Raw genomic sequence first — 17,197 nt, 5'->3', positions numbered from 1 at the left:
ATCATGGGATATTACGACGATCTGGAAACGCGCGACGAGGGTCAGCGCGCCGAGGCGCTGGCCCAGGCCCTGCCGCTGGCGCTGAGCCGCGCCAAGCTGGCCCCCGCGATGGCGCGCCTTCTGCGCGACGTGGAGCCGGAGGCGGTGACCGACCGCGCCGCGCTGGCCCGCCTGCCGGTGATCCGCAAGGCCGAGCTGTCCGAGGCGCAGCGCAAGCAGCCCCCCTTCGGCGGCTATACCACACGCCCCGCCGCGCAGTTCGACCACATCTTTCAAAGCCCCGGCCCGATCTATGAACCCGGTCGGCGCGACGGCGACTGGTGGCGGCTTGGCCGCTTCCTGCATGCCGCGGGCGTGGGGCAGGGAGACATCGTCCAGAACTGCTTCGGCTATCACCTGACGCCGGCCGGGATGATGTTCGAATCGGGCGCGCGGGCCGTCGATGCGGCGGTCCTGCCCGCCGGCACCGGGCAGACAGAACTGCAGGTGCGCGCGGCCGTCGACATCGGCACGACCTGCTATGCCGGCACGCCCGATTTCCTCAAGGTGATCCTGGACCGTGCCGACGAGATGGGCGAGGTCCTCTCCTTCACCAAGGCCGTGGTGGGCGGCGGCGCGCTGTTCCCATCGCTGCGCCAGATGTATGCCGACCGGGGGATCGTCACGCGGCAATGCTATGCCACCGCCGATCTGGGCAACATCGCCTATGAGAGCGAGGCGATGGAGGGGATGATCGTGGACGAGGGCGTGATCGTCGAGATCGTGCGCCCCGGCACCGGTGATCCGGTCCCCGAAGGCGAGGTCGGCGAAGTGCTGGTGACCACGCTGAACCCGGATTATCCGCTGGTTCGTTTCGCGACGGGTGACCTGTCTGCGGTCCTTGCAGGTACCAGTCCTTGTGGTCGCACCAACATGCGCATCAAAGGGTGGATGGGGCGCGCCGATCAGACGACCAAGATCAAGGGCATGTTCGTGCGCCCCGAACAGGTGGCGGCCTTGGTTGCGCGCCATGCGGACGTGTCCCGCGCCCGCGTGATCGCCGATCGTCGCGGAGAGATGGACGTGATGACCGTCCAGCTGGAAACTGCGGGTCAGGGGGGCGACTATGCCGCATCGGTCATGGACACGCTGAAGCTGCGTGGCGACATCGAACTGGTGGCACCGGGCAGCCTGCCCAATGACGGCAAGGTCATCGAGGATCGCCGCAGCTATGAATAGGACGCATTTGATCCGTTAACTTGATCGAAACCTTTGACCCGGCGACAAGGATGCCTGACCGGAACGAAGGGTAGACATCATGGCTGCGGGCAAGGGGCTGAACGGGCCGTCCATCATCATCAAGCGCGTCGAGGCGTCGTCCGACGGCGGCCATCACGGCGGCGCGTGGAAGGTCGCCTATGCGGATTTCGTGACCGCGATGATGGCGTTCTTCCTGCTGATGTGGCTGCTGAACGCCACCACCGAGGAGCAGAAGACCGGTCTGGCCGACTACTTCGCACCGACGGTGATCCAGACGCCGAACGCCACCACCAGCGGCGGCGGCGACGGGACCGAGGACGGCGTCCGTCACGCGGTCGAGGCGCCGCTGCCCGACAGCGACAGTGCAGGCGACTTCGAGGAGGTCGCCCGCGCCGTCCAGGACAGCCTGACCGGCACGGGCGCCGAATCGTCCCAGCTGACCAACCTGCTGCAGCATGTCGTGACCCGCATGACCGACGAAGGGTTGGTGATCGAGCTGGGCGATCTGACCGACGCCCCCCTGTTCGTCGAGGACACCGCCCAGCCCCAGCCCGCCCTGTCCGAACTGATGGGAATCATCGCGCGGGTCATCCGGCATGTCAGGAACGATGTGGCGATCTCGGGCCATGTGCGCGCCTATCCCGAAACCCTGGTCGCGTCGCCGGTCTGGCCGCTGTCGGATGCCCGGGCGCATACGGTGCGCAACCTGCTGGAACAGCAGGGTTTCGACGGCAAGCGCGTGCAGCGGGTCAGCGGCTATGCGGACCGCAAGAACCGGCAGGGCAATCCGATGGACCCGCTGAACAACCGGATAGAGCTGATTTTACTCAGGTAGCCATCGCGGTTAGCCTTATCTTAAGCGTTCACGGGCAGGGTGACGGACAAGACCGAAATCAGAAGGGTGTCTGTCCATGTCCATCTCCTCTGCGATGAATGCCGGCGTGTCCGGCCTTGCCGCGAACTCGTCGCGGCTGGGAACCATCTCGGACAATATCGCGAACGCATCGACCTTCGGGTACAAGCGCGTCGAGACCGACTTCAATGCGCTGGTCGTGGGGCAGGGGGCGGGCCTTTACACCGCAGGCGGCGTTCGCGCGTCGACGACGCGATCAGTGTCGCAGGACGGTGCGATCGTGACCACCTCGAATGCGCTGGATCTTGCGATGACCGGGCGGGGCATGCTGCCCGTGACGACCCTGAACGATGCAACCGGTGGGGGGACGCCGTCGCTGATGATGACGCGGACCGGTGCGTTCCGTCCCGATGCGGGCGGCTTGCTGCGCACCGAAAGCGGGCTGGTGCTGATGGGCTGGCCCACGGCCGCGGACGGCAGCATGCCGCTTGTCGCGCGCGACACGTCGGCTGCACTGCAGCCGATCCGCATCGAATCGAACCGCCCCGTCGGGGATCCGACGACGCAGGTGTCGCTTGGCGCCAACCTGCCCGCGACAGAGACCCTGCCCACCGGCTCGGGCGACCCGCTGCCGCTGCGCGTCGAGTATTTCGGCAACCTGGGAACCTCGGAATCGCTGGACATCACCTTCACGCCCGACACCAGCGATGCAACCGGCATGTCGAACACCTGGACGGTCAGCATCAGCGACAGTGCCAGTGATCCCGCAGCCAACCCGATCTCCACCTTCCAGGTGACGTTCGACGACAGCCAGGGGGCGGGCGGCGCGCTGCTGAACGTCGTTGGCGGCGGCTATGATCCGGCAACCGGGGCGATCCCGCTGACCGTCGGGGGCGGCAACATAGAGCTTTCCATCGGCGTGCCGGGCGGGGCCTCGGGCCTGAAGCAGCTGGCGGCCAGCTTCTCTCCATCGAACGTGGTCAAGAACGGCTCTCCGGTGGGGCAGCTGGTCGCGGTCGAGGTTGACCCGCAGGGCTATGTCAAGGCGACCTACGACACCGGTTTCGTCAAGGCGCTGTACAAGATCCCCGTCATCGACGTCCCGAATCCCAACGGCCTGGTGGCGGTCGAAGGGCAGGCCTTCAAGACATCGCCCGATTCAGGCGGCTTCTTCCTGTGGGATGCGGGCGACGGGCCGACGGGCGCCATCGCCGGCTATGCGCGCGAGGCGTCGACCACCGACATCGCGCAGGAACTGACGCATCTGATCACCACGCAACGCGCCTATTCGTCGAACGCCAAGATCATCCAGACGGTCGACGAGATGCTGCAGGAAACCACGAACATCAAGCGCTGATCCGTCCCGCAGGGGATCGGGTGAAGGAGGCCGGACATGAGCATTGCCAAGGCGATATCGAACGCGATGTCGGGGCTGACCGCCACCGCGCGCGGCACCGAGACGGTGGCGTCGAACATCGCCAACGTCATGACGCCCGGTTATGCCCGGCGCGACATGGTGGTGTCCGCCCAACTGCACGGCGGGGGCGTGCGCATCGACGGCATCACTAGGATCGTCAATTCCAGCCTGCTCTCCGAATCGCGCCTGGCGGCCTCGTCCGTCGGTGACGGCGCCGCACGCGCGTCGTTTCACCGGTCGATGGAAAAGGTCATCGGTCTTCCCGGAGAGGCGCATTCCCTGTCGGGTGCGCTGACCGATTTCCAGGCCGCGCTCAGCAGTGCGGCGACGCGGCCCGATGACGAGATCCGCCTGTCGCAGGTCGTCAGCACGGCCTCGGCGCTGGCGGACCGGCTGAACGCGGCGTCGACCGCGGTTCAGGGCGCGCGCAGCGCCGCGCAGCAGGGCATCGCGTCCGACGTGGCGACGGTGAACGCCTCGCTGGAGCGGGTGGCCTATCTGAATGCGCGCATCTCCATCCTGGATTCCGACGGCAAGGATGCCACCCCGTTGATGGACGAACGCCAGCAGGTGATCGACCGCATCGCAAGCATCATTCCCATCCAGGAGGTCGCGCGCGACTCGGGCAAGGTCGCCCTGTTCAGCGCCGAGGGGGCGGTGCTGCTGGATGGCAGCGTGCCGGCCCGGCTGGGATTCTCAGGCGCGGATCAGGTGACCGCGGGCCAGGTCGTTGGCGCACCCCTGGAACTGCTGACCCTGAACGGGACGCCGGTTACCGCAGCGCAGATGCGCCTGTTCGGCGGCGGGTCCTTGGCCGCCAACTTCCAGATTCGCGATCAGCTGGCCCCGCAGATGCAGTCGGAACTGGACGACATGGCCTTTGACCTGCACCAGCGTTTGGTCGATCCCGCCGTTGATCCGTCCCTCGGGGCTGCCGATGCCGGGCTGTTCACTGACGGCGGTGCGCGCGCGACCGCGGCGACGGTCGTGGGCCTGTCCGGTCGGATCGCGCTGAATGCGACGGTCGATCCGGGACAGGGGGGCCAGCTGTGGCGCCTGAGGTCGGGCCTGCAGGCGGCGAACGGCGAACCGACGGGCCAATCCGCGATTCTTTCGGCGCTGGTCCAGGCACTGGACGCGCCGCGCCCCGCGCAGGCGGGCAGCGGCTTCGAGGGGAACGGCACGCTGACCGTCCGGTTCGGATCAGTCGAGTCGCGGGTATCGACCCGCCGGGTCGAGGCCGAGGCCGACCTGACCATCCGCAGCAGCCGCCAGTCGACCATCGCCTCCAGCCTGATGGCCGAGGGCGTGGACAGCGACGCCGAGATGCAACGCCTGCTGCAATACGAACAGTCCTATGCCGCCAATGCACGCGTGCTGGTCGCCGTGGACGAGATGATCAACCAGATCCTGAGGATGTAGCCGTGACCCTGAACAGTATCGGTGACCAAGCCCGCGCCTATGCGCTGCAGGTCGCCTCGAACCGGATCAAGACGACCCTGTCCACCCTGACCCAGGAGGTCGCGTCCGGGCAGGTCGCGGATGTGGGCCAGCGCGTCGGCGGCAACACCCGCGCCCTGAACGAGATCGAAGGCCGCATCCAGCTGGCCGGGCAGTTGCGCCAGAACGGTCAGGATGCGGGCATCCGGCTGCAGGCGGTGCAGGACATGTTCGACGCGGTCCGGCTCAGCACGACGGAGCTGGGCCTGGCCCTGGCCACCGACCCGTTCAACGACCAGGCCCTGCTGGGGACGCGGTCGACAGAAGTGGCCAATGCGTTCGATTCGGTGATCCAAAGGCTGAACGGCACGAACAGCAATCGGTACCTTCTGTCCGGAGAGGCGTCAGACGTGGCCCCCCTGTCGGATGCGACCAGCATCCTGGACAGCCTGCAGGCCATCGTCGCGCCGCTGACCACGGCCGCAGACGTCGCGCAAGCGGTGTCCGACTGGTTCGACGCTCCGGCCGGGGGCGGCGGGTTTCTGGACACGGCCTATCACGGGACCCTGGGCCAGCCGCAGCGGATCACCGTCGGAGAGGGTGTCTCGGTCGAGATGCAGACGACCGGTGCGTCTGGCCCGGTGCGCGACCTGCTGAAGGGCCTGGCGACCGCAGCCATCCTGGACCGCGGTATCCTGGCGGGCAACGTGGCCGAGCGGAGGGAACTGCTGGCCACGGGCGGCACCCTGATGGTCGCCGCGGACAGCGCCGTTCTGGGAGAGATGGGGCGTGTGGGCCTTGCCCAGCAGACCGTCGAGCGCGCGCAGGTCACCGGGACCTCGACCCTGAACACGCTGGAACGCGCCCGCGGCGACATTCGCAGCGCCGACCCGTTCGAGACGGCAGCAGCCCTGACCGAAGTACAAAGCCAGCTGGAATCTCTCTATGCGGTCCAGGCACGGCTGGCGAACCTCAAGCTGGTGGATTTCCTGCGATGAAGACAGTTCTGCAAGCACTGATCCTGTGGATGGCCGTGGCGACCTCGGCCCTGGCTGTGCCCGTGCGCATCAAGGATCTGGCCGATTTCGACGGCGTACGGGGCAACGACCTGGTCGGCTATGGGCTTGTCGTCGGCTTAGACGGGTCGGGCGACGGCATGCGCAATGCCCCCTTCACCGAGGAGATGCTGGCCGGCCTGCTGGAACGGCTTGGGGTGAACGTCACCGATGACGCCCTGAGGTCCAAGAACGTGGCGGCAGTGATCGTGACGGCCACCCTGCCGCCCTTTGCGCGGTCGGGCAGCAGGATCGACGTGAGCGTCTCTGCGATCGGCGACGCGAAAAGCCTGCTGGGCGGTACGCTGGTGATGACCCCGCTGAAGGCCGCGGATGGCAACATCTATGCCGTGGCCCAGGGATCGATCATCGCGGGCGGGGTCGCGGCGCAGGGCGACGCGGCCCGCGTGGTCGAGGGCGTGCCCACCACCGGAAGCATCCCGGTGGGCGCCCGGGTCGAGCGCGAGGTAGAGTTCGATTTCGCCGGCATCGACGACATCCGCATCGCGCTGCGCAATGCCGACTTCACCACCGCCACGCGGGTCGAGGACGCGATCAACCGCGACTTCAACCGCCAGCTGGCAGTCACGCTGGACAGCGGCACGGTCGTCGTGAACTTCCGCGGCCTGGGCGACGTGAACCCCGCTCGCGTCGTCGGCCGGATCGAGAACCTGCTGATCGAACCCGAAGACCGGGCCAAGGTCGTGATCGACCACAAGTCCGGGACGATCGTGGTGGGCGAACGCGTGCGCATTTCCCGGGTGGCGGTGTCGCAGGGCAACCTGACCCTGCGCGTGGCCGAGGCGCCGCTGGTATCCCAGCCCAACCCGTTTGCCGCTGGAGAGACAGTGACCGTGCCCCGCACCGCCGTCGACGTGAATCAGGAACCCGGCATCGGCTTTGTGGAGGTGGCCGGAGAGACCAACCTGTCGGATCTTGTCGACGGTCTGAATGCCTTGGGTGTGCGGCCTCGCGACATGATCGACATCCTGAAGTCGATCCATTCGGCAGGTGCCCTGCACGCGGACCTGATCGTCGAATAGCGATCAGGCGCGCAGGGCGCCGGTCAGCGCCGACAGCGCAAGGGCCGCCGTCCCGGGCCGCGTCTGCCGATAAAATCCGCCACGCCGCATGGCCATCACGGCCTGCGGCCCGGTGCTGTCCAGCATCCGGCCCAGATGCGCCAGCGTCGCGCGGCTGTCGGACGGAAGATCCAGGGGCATCAGGCTGGCGCGGTTGGCCCGCAGCCAGCCGCCGAACTGCCCGGCCATCAGCTTGCGCAGCCGCGCAGCCAGCGCAGGCAAGGTATCGTTGCGCCCGACTTCGGATCGGGCATGCTGGCGGTACAGCAACCCGGGTTCCGGGTCGTGGATCAGCGTCGCGCCGTGGCCCGCGCTGACCTGATAGGCCCACCAGTCATGAGAGATCACCCCCGCCCGCATTGCATGCGGCGCGGCGTGCTGCAGCAGCGCCACGGCATGCCGGTTGAACACCGAGGTGTTGCCCGCCATGCAGGCCTGGACCAGCGCGTTGCGAAAGCCCAAGGGACGCAGGAACCGGCGCGATGGTGCCAAGGGGCGCAGGTCCGCATCGGTGATGATGGTCCGGGCGGCGTAATGGGCGGGTCCGGCCAACCCCTGCAGGGCGGACACCGCGCGGGCCAGCTTGTGCGGCAGCCACTGGTCGTCCTGATCGCAGAACGCGGCCGATGCATCGGGGGGCACGTGATCCAGCAGCGACAGGAAGTTCCGCGTGGCGCCCGCGCGCGGTCCGTCGACCAGGCGCACCTGTCCTGCGGGCCGATCCGCCGCGAACCGTTCGACGATCTGCCGGGTTTCATCGGTCGACCCATCATCGGACACGATCAGCGACCAATCCGCGTGCGTCTGTGCCGCGATGCTGTCCAACTGCGTGCCCAGATGCGGCGCGCCCTGCCAGGTCGCCATCAGGATCACCACGTGATGCGCGTGCAACGGCCCCTCCGGAAAAGCAGACACCCGAAGCGGTCGCTCCGGGTGTCTGCGGTTCTGGCCCGAAGGCGCGGCAAGGGCAAGCAGGTCAGCCCGGCTGACGGGCGATATCCTCGATCAGGACGGCGGTGACGGGGGCATCCGTCGCGGCCTTGGCGGCCTGCAGCAGACCCTCGCGCAGGGTGACAAGGTTGCGATCCGCGGTGAAATTGCCGTCGAAACCGCCGGTATTGGCGTGGATCATCAGCTGGCGCAGCAGGGCGTCGCGCAGGATGTGCTCCTTCTTCGACAGCGCCTGGAGGTTGGCCCCGTCGGTCTGCAGGGTCACCGTCAGGATCATCACGTCGCGCAGGTCGCCCTGACGCATCAAGGGCACGAAGAACTGGGTCGGGAACTGGAAATAGGCGGCCTCGGTGGGGTCACCCCCGCCACCATGATCGCCGCCGCCGTGGTCTCCGCCCCCGTGATCGTCGCCGCTATGATCCTCGCCACTGCCGTGGCCGTCATCGGCGGAGGCCGCGCCGTGATCGTCCGCGGCTGCGGCCTCGGTTGCGGGATCGGCCGGTGATGCAGGGGCGCGCAGCATGTCGCCGCCGAATGCGCCGCCGACCAGGGCCAGCACGGGCAGGGCGATGGGAATGATTTTCTTGATCACGGGAACACCTTCAATAGGGCAGGACGATGTCGGCGATCTGCTGGCCATAGCGCGGCTGCTGCACATCGGTGATCTGGCCGCGGCCACCATAACTGATGCGCGCACCGGCGATGCGGTCATAGGCGATCTCGTTGCTGCGATCGATGTCGGCGGGGCGTACGAAGCCGCTGACGGTCAGCTCGCGCAATTCGAAGTTCACGCGGACCTCTTGCGTGCCCTGGATCTGCAGCGTGCCGTTGGGCAGGGTGTCCACGACCGTCGCTGCCACCCGCAACGTCAGCTGATCGCGTCGCGAGATGTTGCCGTTGCCGCGATAGGATGACGACGACGACGCGTCGGCCAGGTTGTCGAAGCTGGCACCTTCGGGCAGCTTCTCGCCAAGACGCTGCGGAATGCCGACCATCTGCGGGATCGACAGGCTCTCGCTGCTGGAGCGGTTGCGACCGCTGCTGTTGCTGATCGTGGCCTCGTCGTCGATCTCGATCACGACGGTCAGGATGTCGCCGCGGATGGCCGCGCGACGGTCGCTGATCAACGAAGACTGGGTGCCGGCCCACAGCGAGGCCGCGGCCTCGGGGCGGCCCGAATCCAGCGGCAGGTTCAGGGGCGGATTGGTCATCGCCAGGAATTCCTCGGTCTCGCGGGGCGAGGTCAGTTCGGGCGGCTGGCCGATATTGGCGGCGCGCGAACAGCCCGCGGCGGCAAGGGCCAGGCACAGCAGATAGGCGGGTTTCATCGTCGTTCCTCTCAATTGGTGACGGCCAGCGTGCCGTCCGGCATCACCTGGGCGGTGACCGTGCTGCGCGAGCCCATGTTCATGACGCGGATCAGTTCTCCGGCGGCGCCGTCCGACATGGCGCGCCCCTCGGTGTCGATCTGCAGGGCGCCGCGCTGAAAGCGCAGGCGCACGATCTGGTTGCGGCCGATCACGCGAGGCGCCTGCAGCATGTTGGCGTGCAGCGGCCGGCCTTCGTAGATGGTGATGCGGGTCTGCATCCCGATCGCGGCGGACGGATCTGTCAGGCCGGGCCGGTCGCTGTCGATCACCGTCAGGTCGCCCGCCGCGATCACGTGCCCGACCGGCAGGGTGTGCGCCGCGCCCAGGGCGCCTGCGAAGGCCGCCCCCGGCAGCAGCGCCAGCATCACGATCAGCGCCCGCATCACCGCACCTGCGTCGTGGCGCCGAGCATCTGGTCGGCAGCGGTGATGACCTTGGCGTTCAGCTCGTAGCCGCGCTGCGCCTTGATCAGGTCGGTGATCTCGCGCACCGCATCGACAGAGCTTTCCTCCAGATAGCCTTGGCGCAGGGTGCCCAGGCCGTCCTGGCCGGGATTCACGACCTGCGGGCCGCCCGAGGCCGCGGTCTCGATGAACAGGTTGGACCCGATCGCCTCGAGGCCCTTCTCGTTGGCGAAACCGGCCAGGGTCAGCTGGCCCAGCAGCTCGGCATCGACCCGGTCGGCGAAATAGGCATAGACCTCTCCGCCGGCATTGATGGTGATGGCGCGGGCATCCTCGGGGATGGTGATGTCGGGGACGACCGGATAGCCGTCCGAGGTCACGATCTGCCCCTCGGGCGAGCGCTTCAGCCCGCCGTCGCGGGTATACCCCGAGACCCCGGACGGCAGCGTCACCTCAAGGTAGCCGTCGCCCTCGATGGCCAGGTCCAGGTCGCCGCCCGTCTGCGTCAGCGCGCCCTGCTGCAGGTTCACGCTGACCGCGGTGGGGCGCACGCCAAGGCCCAGCTGGACCCCGGCGGGGATCACCGTGCCGTCGGCGGCGGTGACGCTGCCCGGACGGGCGGCCTGCTGGTAGTGCAGGTCCGCGAATTCGGCACGGCGGGCGTTGTAGCCGGTCGTGGACATGTTCGCGAGGTTGTTCGAGATGACCTCGACGCGGGTCTGCTGCGCGCTCATGCCGGAGGCGGCGATCTGCAGGGCTCTCATGGTGGCTCCTTATCGGGTCATGGCGGTGATCGCGCCGCGGATCCGCTGATCCTCGCGATCCAGGAAGGTCTGGCCCAGCTCGTAGGCGCGCTGGACCTCGATCATGCGGGTGATCTCGAAGATCGGGTCGACGTTGCTGTCCTCCAGGAAGCCCTGGCGGATGCGTCCCTCCTCGACCAGCTGCGGCTCGCCCTCGACGGCGAAGCCGGTGCCGCTCTGGCGGGTCAGGTCGGTGCCTTCGGGCGGGGTGAACAGGCCGATGCGGCCAAAGGGCAGGCCGTTCGACGACAGCGTGCCGTCGGCACCGATGGCCACCGCATTGGCGCCGGCCGGCAGGATGATCGGCGCCTGACCCTCGTCCAGCAGACGGTGGCCGTCGGCGGTCATCAGTTCCCCCTCGGCCGAGGGAATGAAGGCGCCCGCGCGGGTCAGGCGCAGCCCGTCGGGCGCCTCGACCAGAAAGAACCCCTCGCCCTCGATGGCCAGGTCCATGCTGTTGTTGGTCTGCGTCAGCCCGCCCTGCTGCAGGTCCAGCAGGCGGCCGCGGGCGTGGGCCATCGACAGCGTGTCGCCCTGCCGGTCCAGCGCGGACAGGTGTTCGGCAAAGATCACCCCCTCGCGCCGGTAACCGGTGGTGTTGGCGTTGGCGATGTTGTTGGCCACGACGCGCATTTCGGCCATCAGGCCGGATTGCCGCGACAGGCTGGCATAGATTGCGTTGTCCATCTCAGCTGCCCGCGATCATTGGGATGATTTCGCCCAGGTAGAAATCCGCCAGGGCGGTGGTCATGAAGCTCATCGAGACCCAGAAGACGACCAGCATCAGACCCACCTTGGGCACGAAGGTCAGCGTCATCTCCTGAACCGAGGTCAGCGCCTGGAACAGGCCGATCACCACCCCCGCGATCAGCGCGACCCCCAGAAGCGGGGCCGAGATCCGGACCGAGATCAGCAGCGCCTGGCGCAGCATGTCGAAAAGGACCGTCTCTCCCATCACGACGTTCCTTCCCTACACCGGCATCCGCAGGATTTCCTGGTACGCCTCGACGACCTTGTCGCGGATCGCCACGACGGTGTTCATGGTCAGCTCGGCCTCGGCGATGGTCTGGACCAGCTGCTGGGTGCTGGTCTGGCCGGTCATGGCGCCGGTGGCGACCTGGTCGACCTGGGCCATCTGGGCGGCGAAATCCTCGGCGGCCTGGCCCACGCGGGCCAGGGCCTCCGATCCCTGCTGGGGGGCGACGGCGGTACGGGCGGCGGAATAGGCGTTGGCGGCGTTCAATCCGGAAATCATGGGGCGGCCTTTCTAGCGGCGAAGAAGATCAAGAAGTGATCCGTTCATCTGACGGGTCTGTTCGAACATGCGCAGGTTGGCCTCGTAGCTGCGGCCCGCCTCGCGGGCGTCGGCCAGCTCGATCACCAGATCGACGTTGGATCCGTCGTAATAGCCGTCCTGGTCGGCCATCGGATGCGCGGGGTCGTGGATGCGCGGCAGCGCCGACTGGTCCAGCTGCATGCGGCCGGCCTGGACCTCGCCTGTCGTGCGGCCGAAACGGACGGCCTCCTCGAAGGCCACCAGCTTGCGGCGATAGCCGGGCGTGTCTGCGTTCGCGATGTTCTCGGACGTGTGGCGCAGGCGTTCGGTCTGCGCACGCATCCCCGACGCTGCCATGCGCAGCGGTGAAATCTGATCGGTCATGGTGGTGGTTCCTTACCTGCGTCCCAGACTGGACCGCAGCAGGTCCAACCCCGAGCGATAGATGGTCAGCGAGCGGTCATGGCTGCTCTTGACCTCGGCAGCGCGGACCATCTCCTCCTCCAGCGACACGGAGTTGCCGTTCGGAGAGACGGGGCCCGCGACCTCGATCACCCGCGCCCCGCCGGGCGACCATTGCGGCGCATCCAGGTGGCGGGCGTTCGACACGCGCAGCGTGCCGCCCTCCTCGGCCTGCCGATAGGTCTCGGCAAAGGGCTGCAGGTCGTGGGCCCGGAAACCGGGCGTGTCCGCGTTGGCGATGTTGCGCGCCACCTCGATGTGGCGGGCCTGCGTGTGCTGGCCCATCGCGCGGGCCATCCGCAGCATTTCGATCTTCTCAAACATGAGGCTTCTCCTCAATCTCGATAAACCCGGTCTTAACCCCAATTGGTTTAGAAACCGTTTCAGCCGCCGGATTTTCGACACGCGGCGAAAGGAGACCGGATGGACAAGCTTGAATCGATCGCGCGCCGGCTGTCGCAGCTGCGCCTGGCCACGCATTACGGTCGCGTGCAGTCGATCCGCGCGGGTCTGATCGCCGCCGAAGGGCTGAACGGGCGCGCATCGGTCGGCGACCGGGTGCGAATCGCCCTGCAGTCGGGCGATCTGGGCGGAGAGATCGTGGGCCTGTCGCCCCGCGCCGCCCAGATCCTGCCCGAGGGCCCGATCGAGGGGCTGTCGGTCGGCGCCCAGGTGCAGCTGGACTTCGCGCCGCGAATCGCCCCCTGCGATGCCTGGATCGGCCGGATCATCGACCCGTTGGGACAGCCCCTGGACGGTCGCCCGCTGACCCAGGGCCTGACGCGCCGCAGCTTTCGGACCGAAGCGCCGCCTGCCGCCACGCGCAAGCGCCTTGGGTCGCGGCTGGCCACCGGAATGGCGGTCTTCGACACGCTGCTGCCCATCGTCGCGGGACAGCGGATCGGCCTGTTCGCGGGGTCAGGGGTGGGAAAATCCACGCTGCTGTCGCAGATGGCACGCGGTGTGCAGGCCGATGTCGTGGTAATCGCCATGATCGGCGAACGCGGTCGCGAGCTGCGCGAATTCGTCGAAAAGACGATGGGTCCGGAGGGCATGGCCCGCGCGGTGATCGTCGCGGCGACCTCGGATCAGTCGCCGCTGATCCGGCGGCGCTGTGCCTGGGCCGCGATGGCCGTGGCCGAGCATTTTCGCGACCAGGGCCGCCACGTCCTGTTCCTGGCCGATTCGATCACCCGCTTTGCCGAGGCGCACCGCGAGATCGCCCTGGCCGCGGGCGAACCGCCCAGCTATCGCGGCTTTCCCCCGTCGGTGTCGAACCTGATCATGGCGCTGGCGGAACGCGCAGGCCCCGGCCCGGAAGGGTCGGGCGACATCACCGGCATCTTCAGCGTGCTGGTCGCGGGATCGGACATGGAGGAGCCGGTGGCCGACATCCTGCGCGGGACGCTGGACGGCCATGTCGTGCTGGACCGCACCATCGCGGAAAGGGGCCGCTTTCCGGCGGTCGACGTGGTGCGGTCGGTGTCACGGTCGCTGCCCGACGCCGCCAGCGCGGTCGAGAACGCGGCCATCGGGCGGGCCCGCGCGGCGCTTGGCGCCTATGCCGAATCGGAACTGATGATCCGCGCGGGCCTCTATGCGCCCGGTTCGGACGCCAAGCTGGACGAGGCGGTGCGATTGTACCCCCAGCTGGACGAATTCGTGACGCGCCGCTGCCCCGGCATCGCGGACAGCTTTGCCGCGTTGGAGGCCGCGCTGCGCCTGCCCATGCGCGCGCGCGCGTGAAACCAAGCGGCGCCGCGTTGCGTTGGCTTAATCAATGTTAGAACGCAAGGGGGGACCATTGCGTCCAGAATCCCGATTTGCAACTGTCCGGCTGCCTTAGAAGGAGGGGCGGAATGGCGATTACCGAGTATTTTATCCGCTTCCTTCAACGACGTGACAGTTTGCCCGAACGCGATCTGGCCCGTCTTCGCGCCCTGCGCACCCAGCATGTCAGCTTCGCATCCGGAGAGGTGATCGTCCCTGTCGACCGGGTGGCGAAACGCAGCTGCATGATGCTGCGCGGCATGTCGGCGCGGTCGCACCGCCTGGTCGGGCGGCCCGACGAACGGGTGATCACCGCCCTGCACGTGCCGGGCGATTTCGTCGATCTGCACGGGTTCGTTCTGGCCGGGCTGGAACATTCCGTCGTCGCTGTCGGTCCCGCCGAGGTCGAGTTCGTCGATCACGACGAACTGGTCGAGATCACCGAGAATTTTCCGCACCTGACGCGCCTGTTGTGGATGGCGACGCTGATCGACGCGGCGGTCCACCGGCAGTGGTTGGTCGCGGCGGCCTCGCTGCGCTCCAGCGCGCATCTGGCCCACCTGCTGTGCGAGGTCTATACCCGCCTGAACGCCGTCGGCGCGGCGGCCGACCATCAGTTCTCTCTGCCTTTGCTGCAACGGGAACTGGCGGATATCCTGGGATATTCACCCATCCACGTGAACCGGGCCGTGCGCGATCTGCGCGATCGCGGCCTGCTGCGCTGGTCCGGGGCGGATGTGTCGATCCTGGACTGGAAGGGCCTGGCGATGCTGGCCCGGTTCGACCCGACCTATCTGGACATGGAGCGTCAGAGTCGCTGAGGTATCATTCGCACAGCCGCCAGCCGCCGTTCCGGGCCGCCATGTCCAGATGCAGGTGGTCGTCATGCGCGGCGTTCGATCCTGGTCCCAGAACGGTGGTGAACAGCAGGCATCCGGTCCCCTGCGCTGCCTTTTGAAAGCTTTCGGCGGCATCGCCGTCGCCTTGGCGCGGCTGCACCAGCACGGGATCGCCATCGTCGAAGCGAAAGCCCATCACGTCGATCGCGTTGCCATAGCCGTGTTCCGACGGTTTCGGATCGGCCTCTCCGGTCCCCACGCGGTCGCGGCAGGAATAGGCCGGTCCGGTCTCCAGCGCGGTCAGGCGCGGCGTTTCGGGCAGAAGCCCCGCGGCAGGCTGCAGGAAATCCCGCGTCCACAAGGCCAGCGACAGCGCGGCCGCACAGCGCATCACCGGCTCGCCCGACAGGGCGATGTCTGGCAGGATGCGGCTGACCTGCAGCGGACGGGCGATGCCGCAGTCGCGGTTGTCCGGGTCGGTCACGGGGTGCTGGGGGCGGAATTGCGCGCCCATCACTGACAGCGCCAGTCGACAGGCGTCGTATTCCGCATCCGTCTCGGCCAAGGTGAACCAGACCGGCGGGGGCGGCGGGCCAAAGGGCTGCGCTGCAGGTTCGTCCGGTACCGATTCGCTGATCGCATCAGGGACCGGGTCCGGCGCTCGCGCCGGTTCCGCAGCTTCGGGCTTTTCGGGCGGGCGGTCGGCGGTCTGGGCGGTGTCAGGCTCTGCCTCAGGGGGGCGCTCCTGCGCCAGGGCGGGGACCACCGCCAGCGTCAACGCGATGATCGTCCCCGCCGCGCGGATCATGGCTGCGCCTCTTCCAGGGGCGGGACGACGAACCCTTCGGGCAGCGCGCCGCTGAGGGCATCGCTGAGCGGATCAGGGTTTGCCGGCTCGGCGGCGTCCGGCGCGACGGGGATGGCCGCCGGATCCGTGGCCGCAGGGGCCACCGGCGTCGGGGCAGCGGGGCTCGGGGCAGCGGCAGCCGGGGCCGTCGGGGTCGTCGGCGCGACGGTGGCAGGCGCCTGAGGATCGGGCAACGACAGCGGCTGCGCGGGATCTGGCGTCGTGATCTGTTCTGTCGTGCCTTCGGGCAGCGCGATTTCGGCCACGGGCGGGCTGACCGCGGTGCCGCTGCCGGTCACGTCGGCGATGGTGACCCCGGCATCCAGAAACTGGACCTCGGTGCCGCCGATGGTGACCATGCCGGCCAGCTCCTCGGCATCCCAGTTGGTCAGGCGCACGCAGCCCATCGACTGGTTCGCGAACAGCTGCGACGGGGTGGGCGTGCCGTGGATGCCGTAGGTGGGCTTGGTCAGCCCGATCCAGACGGTGCCCACCGGCCCGTTCGGCCCCGGCGGGATGACCAGCGGACTGTCGTTGCCTTCCTGGCGGAAATTGACGTTGGGATTGTAGGTATAGTTCGGGTTGATCGCCACGGTCCGCACGTTGTGCGCCCCCTGCGGCGAGGGGGTGGCGCTGCTGCCGATGGTCGCTGGGTAATCCACGACCATCTGGCCGCGGGCGTTGTATCCGGCGACGCGGCGGTTGTCCTTGTCGATGATGATCCGCGTGACCTGGCCGCGCAGGCGGGGATTCGGCGCCATCACCTGGATGGTCGCGCCGGGTACCAGGGCCACGCCGGGGTTCAGGAACTCGATGAACTTCTCGTCCATGTGGAACCGCTCGCCCAGGCGCTCGGCGACGCTGGTATGGGCCATGGCGGGCATCAGCGCCTTTTCCGCGTAATCCGTGGGGATCGACGCGGCCAGCCCGGCGGCGTCCTCGGCGGTGACGACATAGGTCTGGGTGACGGGGCGCGTCGCGAAGGACTGCAGCAGGTTCCAGACATGGGGGTCCATCACGCCGTCCTGGGGCAGGCCCGTGCGGCGTTCGAACGCCTTGATCGCGCTCTGGCTCATCCCGCCCTTGAACCCGTCGATGACGCCCGGAGAGGTCCCGGACCGGTCCAGCAGCAGCTGCACCTTGGCGGTCAGGGCCGACCGGCCCCGGGGCAGATCGCTGCCGTCATACTGCGCGGCCTCGATCTCGGCGGCGGTGAAGGGCAGGACCGGGGTCTGGGCCGCGGCGGGCCAGGCCCAGCCCAGGGACAGGCCAAGGGCCAGCAGCAGCGGTCGGACGGGGTGGGGCGTCATGGGAAGCTCCGATGGTGAAGGCGCAACATCCGGCATCAGGCGGAAAACCGCCAGATAGCGCAGTGGTCACAATCAGGTC

The 17,197-nt window shown here is 68.1% G+C and carries 20 protein-coding genes; 8 read left to right on the top strand and 12 right to left on the bottom strand.

Features of this window, described 5'->3' with window-relative positions:
- Positions 1-3 precede the first annotated feature (3 nt).
- The 6 genes from GBO37_RS06900 to GBO37_RS06875 all read left to right on the top strand — a co-directional run bounded on the left by GBO37_RS06900 (position 4) and on the right by GBO37_RS06875 (position 7,047).
- Entirely contained in the window at positions 4-1,218 is a 1,215-nt protein-coding gene (locus tag GBO37_RS06900; protein ID WP_252928035.1) for a phenylacetate--CoA ligase family protein, read from the top strand.
- 79 nt (positions 1,219-1,297) lie between these two features.
- Positions 1,298-2,074, top strand: a complete 777-nt coding sequence (locus GBO37_RS06895) for a flagellar motor protein MotB (RefSeq protein ID WP_046000719.1) — start codon at positions 1,298-1,300, stop codon at positions 2,072-2,074.
- Between the two features lie 76 nt (positions 2,075-2,150).
- Positions 2,151-3,449 (top strand): flagellar hook protein FlgE, encoded by a 1,299-nt coding sequence (locus GBO37_RS06890; RefSeq protein ID WP_148911203.1) that lies wholly within the window; start codon positions 2,151-2,153, stop codon positions 3,447-3,449.
- Between the two features lie 36 nt (positions 3,450-3,485).
- Positions 3,486-4,931 (top strand): flagellar hook-associated protein FlgK, encoded by a 1,446-nt coding sequence (gene flgK / locus GBO37_RS06885; protein WP_252928033.1) that lies wholly within the window; start codon positions 3,486-3,488, stop codon positions 4,929-4,931.
- Between the two features lie 2 nt (positions 4,932-4,933).
- The gene (locus GBO37_RS06880; RefSeq protein WP_252928031.1) at positions 4,934-5,947 is read left to right on the top strand and encodes a hypothetical protein; all 1,014 of its coding nucleotides are present in this window, start codon (positions 4,934-4,936) and stop codon (positions 5,945-5,947) included.
- On the top strand, positions 5,944-7,047 hold the full coding sequence (locus GBO37_RS06875; protein ID WP_045980982.1) for a flagellar basal body P-ring protein FlgI: 1,104 nt from the start codon (positions 5,944-5,946) through the stop codon (positions 7,045-7,047). Before GBO37_RS06880 ends, GBO37_RS06875 begins: the two co-directional genes overlap by 4 nt.
- Before the next feature lie 3 nt (positions 7,048-7,050).
- Here GBO37_RS06875 and GBO37_RS06870 read toward each other — a convergent pair whose 3' ends face one another.
- The 10 genes from GBO37_RS06870 to GBO37_RS06825 all read right to left on the bottom strand — a co-directional run bounded on the left by GBO37_RS06870 (position 7,051) and on the right by GBO37_RS06825 (position 12,676).
- Complete coding sequence (locus GBO37_RS06870) at positions 7,051-7,977, bottom strand: glycosyltransferase (RefSeq protein WP_252928029.1); 927 nt, start codon at positions 7,975-7,977, stop codon at positions 7,051-7,053.
- Positions 7,978-8,062: 85 nt separating this feature from the next.
- A complete protein-coding gene (locus GBO37_RS06865; RefSeq protein WP_252928027.1) occupies positions 8,063-8,629 on the bottom strand; it encodes a hypothetical protein in 567 nt (188 codons plus the stop codon).
- Positions 8,630-8,639: 10 nt separating this feature from the next.
- A complete protein-coding gene (flgH, locus tag GBO37_RS06860; RefSeq protein ID WP_046000723.1) occupies positions 8,640-9,365 on the bottom strand; it encodes a flagellar basal body L-ring protein FlgH in 726 nt (241 codons plus the stop codon).
- Positions 9,366-9,376: 11 nt separating this feature from the next.
- A complete protein-coding gene (flgA, locus tag GBO37_RS06855; RefSeq protein ID WP_045980980.1) occupies positions 9,377-9,790 on the bottom strand; it encodes a flagellar basal body P-ring formation chaperone FlgA in 414 nt (137 codons plus the stop codon).
- Positions 9,790-10,575, bottom strand: coding sequence for a flagellar basal-body rod protein FlgG (gene flgG / locus GBO37_RS06850; protein WP_045980979.1), 786 nt, complete (start codon positions 10,573-10,575; stop codon positions 9,790-9,792). Before flgG ends, flgA begins: the two co-directional genes overlap by 1 nt.
- Before the next feature lie 9 nt (positions 10,576-10,584).
- Positions 10,585-11,301 carry a flagellar hook-basal body complex protein gene (locus GBO37_RS06845; RefSeq protein ID WP_045980978.1) on the bottom strand — a complete coding sequence of 239 codons (717 nt, stop codon included), beginning with the start codon at positions 11,299-11,301 and terminating at the stop codon, positions 10,585-10,587.
- Position 11,302: 1 nt separating this feature from the next.
- A complete protein-coding gene (locus GBO37_RS06840) occupies positions 11,303-11,569 on the bottom strand; it encodes a flagellar biosynthetic protein FliQ (protein ID WP_042250834.1) in 267 nt (88 codons plus the stop codon).
- A 15-nt stretch (positions 11,570-11,584) separates the two neighbouring features.
- Positions 11,585-11,869 (bottom strand): flagellar hook-basal body complex protein FliE, encoded by a 285-nt coding sequence (locus GBO37_RS06835; protein ID WP_127897719.1) that lies wholly within the window; start codon positions 11,867-11,869, stop codon positions 11,585-11,587.
- 12 nt (positions 11,870-11,881) lie between these two features.
- Positions 11,882-12,274: a flagellar basal body rod protein FlgC gene (flgC, locus tag GBO37_RS06830; RefSeq protein WP_045980976.1), complete on the bottom strand. Its 393-nt coding sequence runs from the start codon at positions 12,272-12,274 to the stop codon at positions 11,882-11,884.
- A 12-nt stretch (positions 12,275-12,286) separates the two neighbouring features.
- Positions 12,287-12,676, bottom strand: a complete 390-nt coding sequence (locus GBO37_RS06825) for a FlgB family protein (RefSeq protein WP_045980975.1) — start codon at positions 12,674-12,676, stop codon at positions 12,287-12,289.
- 99 nt (positions 12,677-12,775) lie between these two features.
- Here GBO37_RS06825 and GBO37_RS06820 point away from each other — a divergent pair, with 99 nt between their 5' ends.
- Positions 12,776-14,098, top strand: a complete 1,323-nt coding sequence (locus GBO37_RS06820; RefSeq protein ID WP_252928025.1) for a FliI/YscN family ATPase — start codon at positions 12,776-12,778, stop codon at positions 14,096-14,098.
- A gap of 113 nt (positions 14,099-14,211) precedes the next feature.
- Complete coding sequence (locus GBO37_RS06815) at positions 14,212-14,943, top strand: Crp/Fnr family transcriptional regulator (protein WP_045980973.1); 732 nt, start codon at positions 14,212-14,214, stop codon at positions 14,941-14,943.
- A gap of 4 nt (positions 14,944-14,947) precedes the next feature.
- Here GBO37_RS06815 and GBO37_RS06810 read toward each other — a convergent pair whose 3' ends face one another.
- Both GBO37_RS06810 and GBO37_RS06805 read right to left on the bottom strand, forming a co-directional pair.
- On the bottom strand, positions 14,948-15,769 hold the full coding sequence (locus tag GBO37_RS06810; protein ID WP_252928023.1) for an extensin family protein: 822 nt from the start codon (positions 15,767-15,769) through the stop codon (positions 14,948-14,950).
- The gene (locus tag GBO37_RS06805; protein WP_252928021.1) at positions 15,766-17,118 is read right to left on the bottom strand and encodes a L,D-transpeptidase; all 1,353 of its coding nucleotides are present in this window, start codon (positions 17,116-17,118) and stop codon (positions 15,766-15,768) included. Before GBO37_RS06805 ends, GBO37_RS06810 begins: the two co-directional genes overlap by 4 nt.
- Between the last annotated feature and the right edge of the window lie 79 nt (positions 17,119-17,197).

The sequence above is a fragment of the Paracoccus sp. 08 genome, from assembly GCF_024105395.1.
Lineage (GTDB): Bacteria > Pseudomonadota > Alphaproteobacteria > Rhodobacterales > Rhodobacteraceae > Paracoccus > Paracoccus marcusii.
Note: the sequence above shows the minus strand (reverse complement) of the source record. Positions and strands in the feature narration are given on the sequence as shown.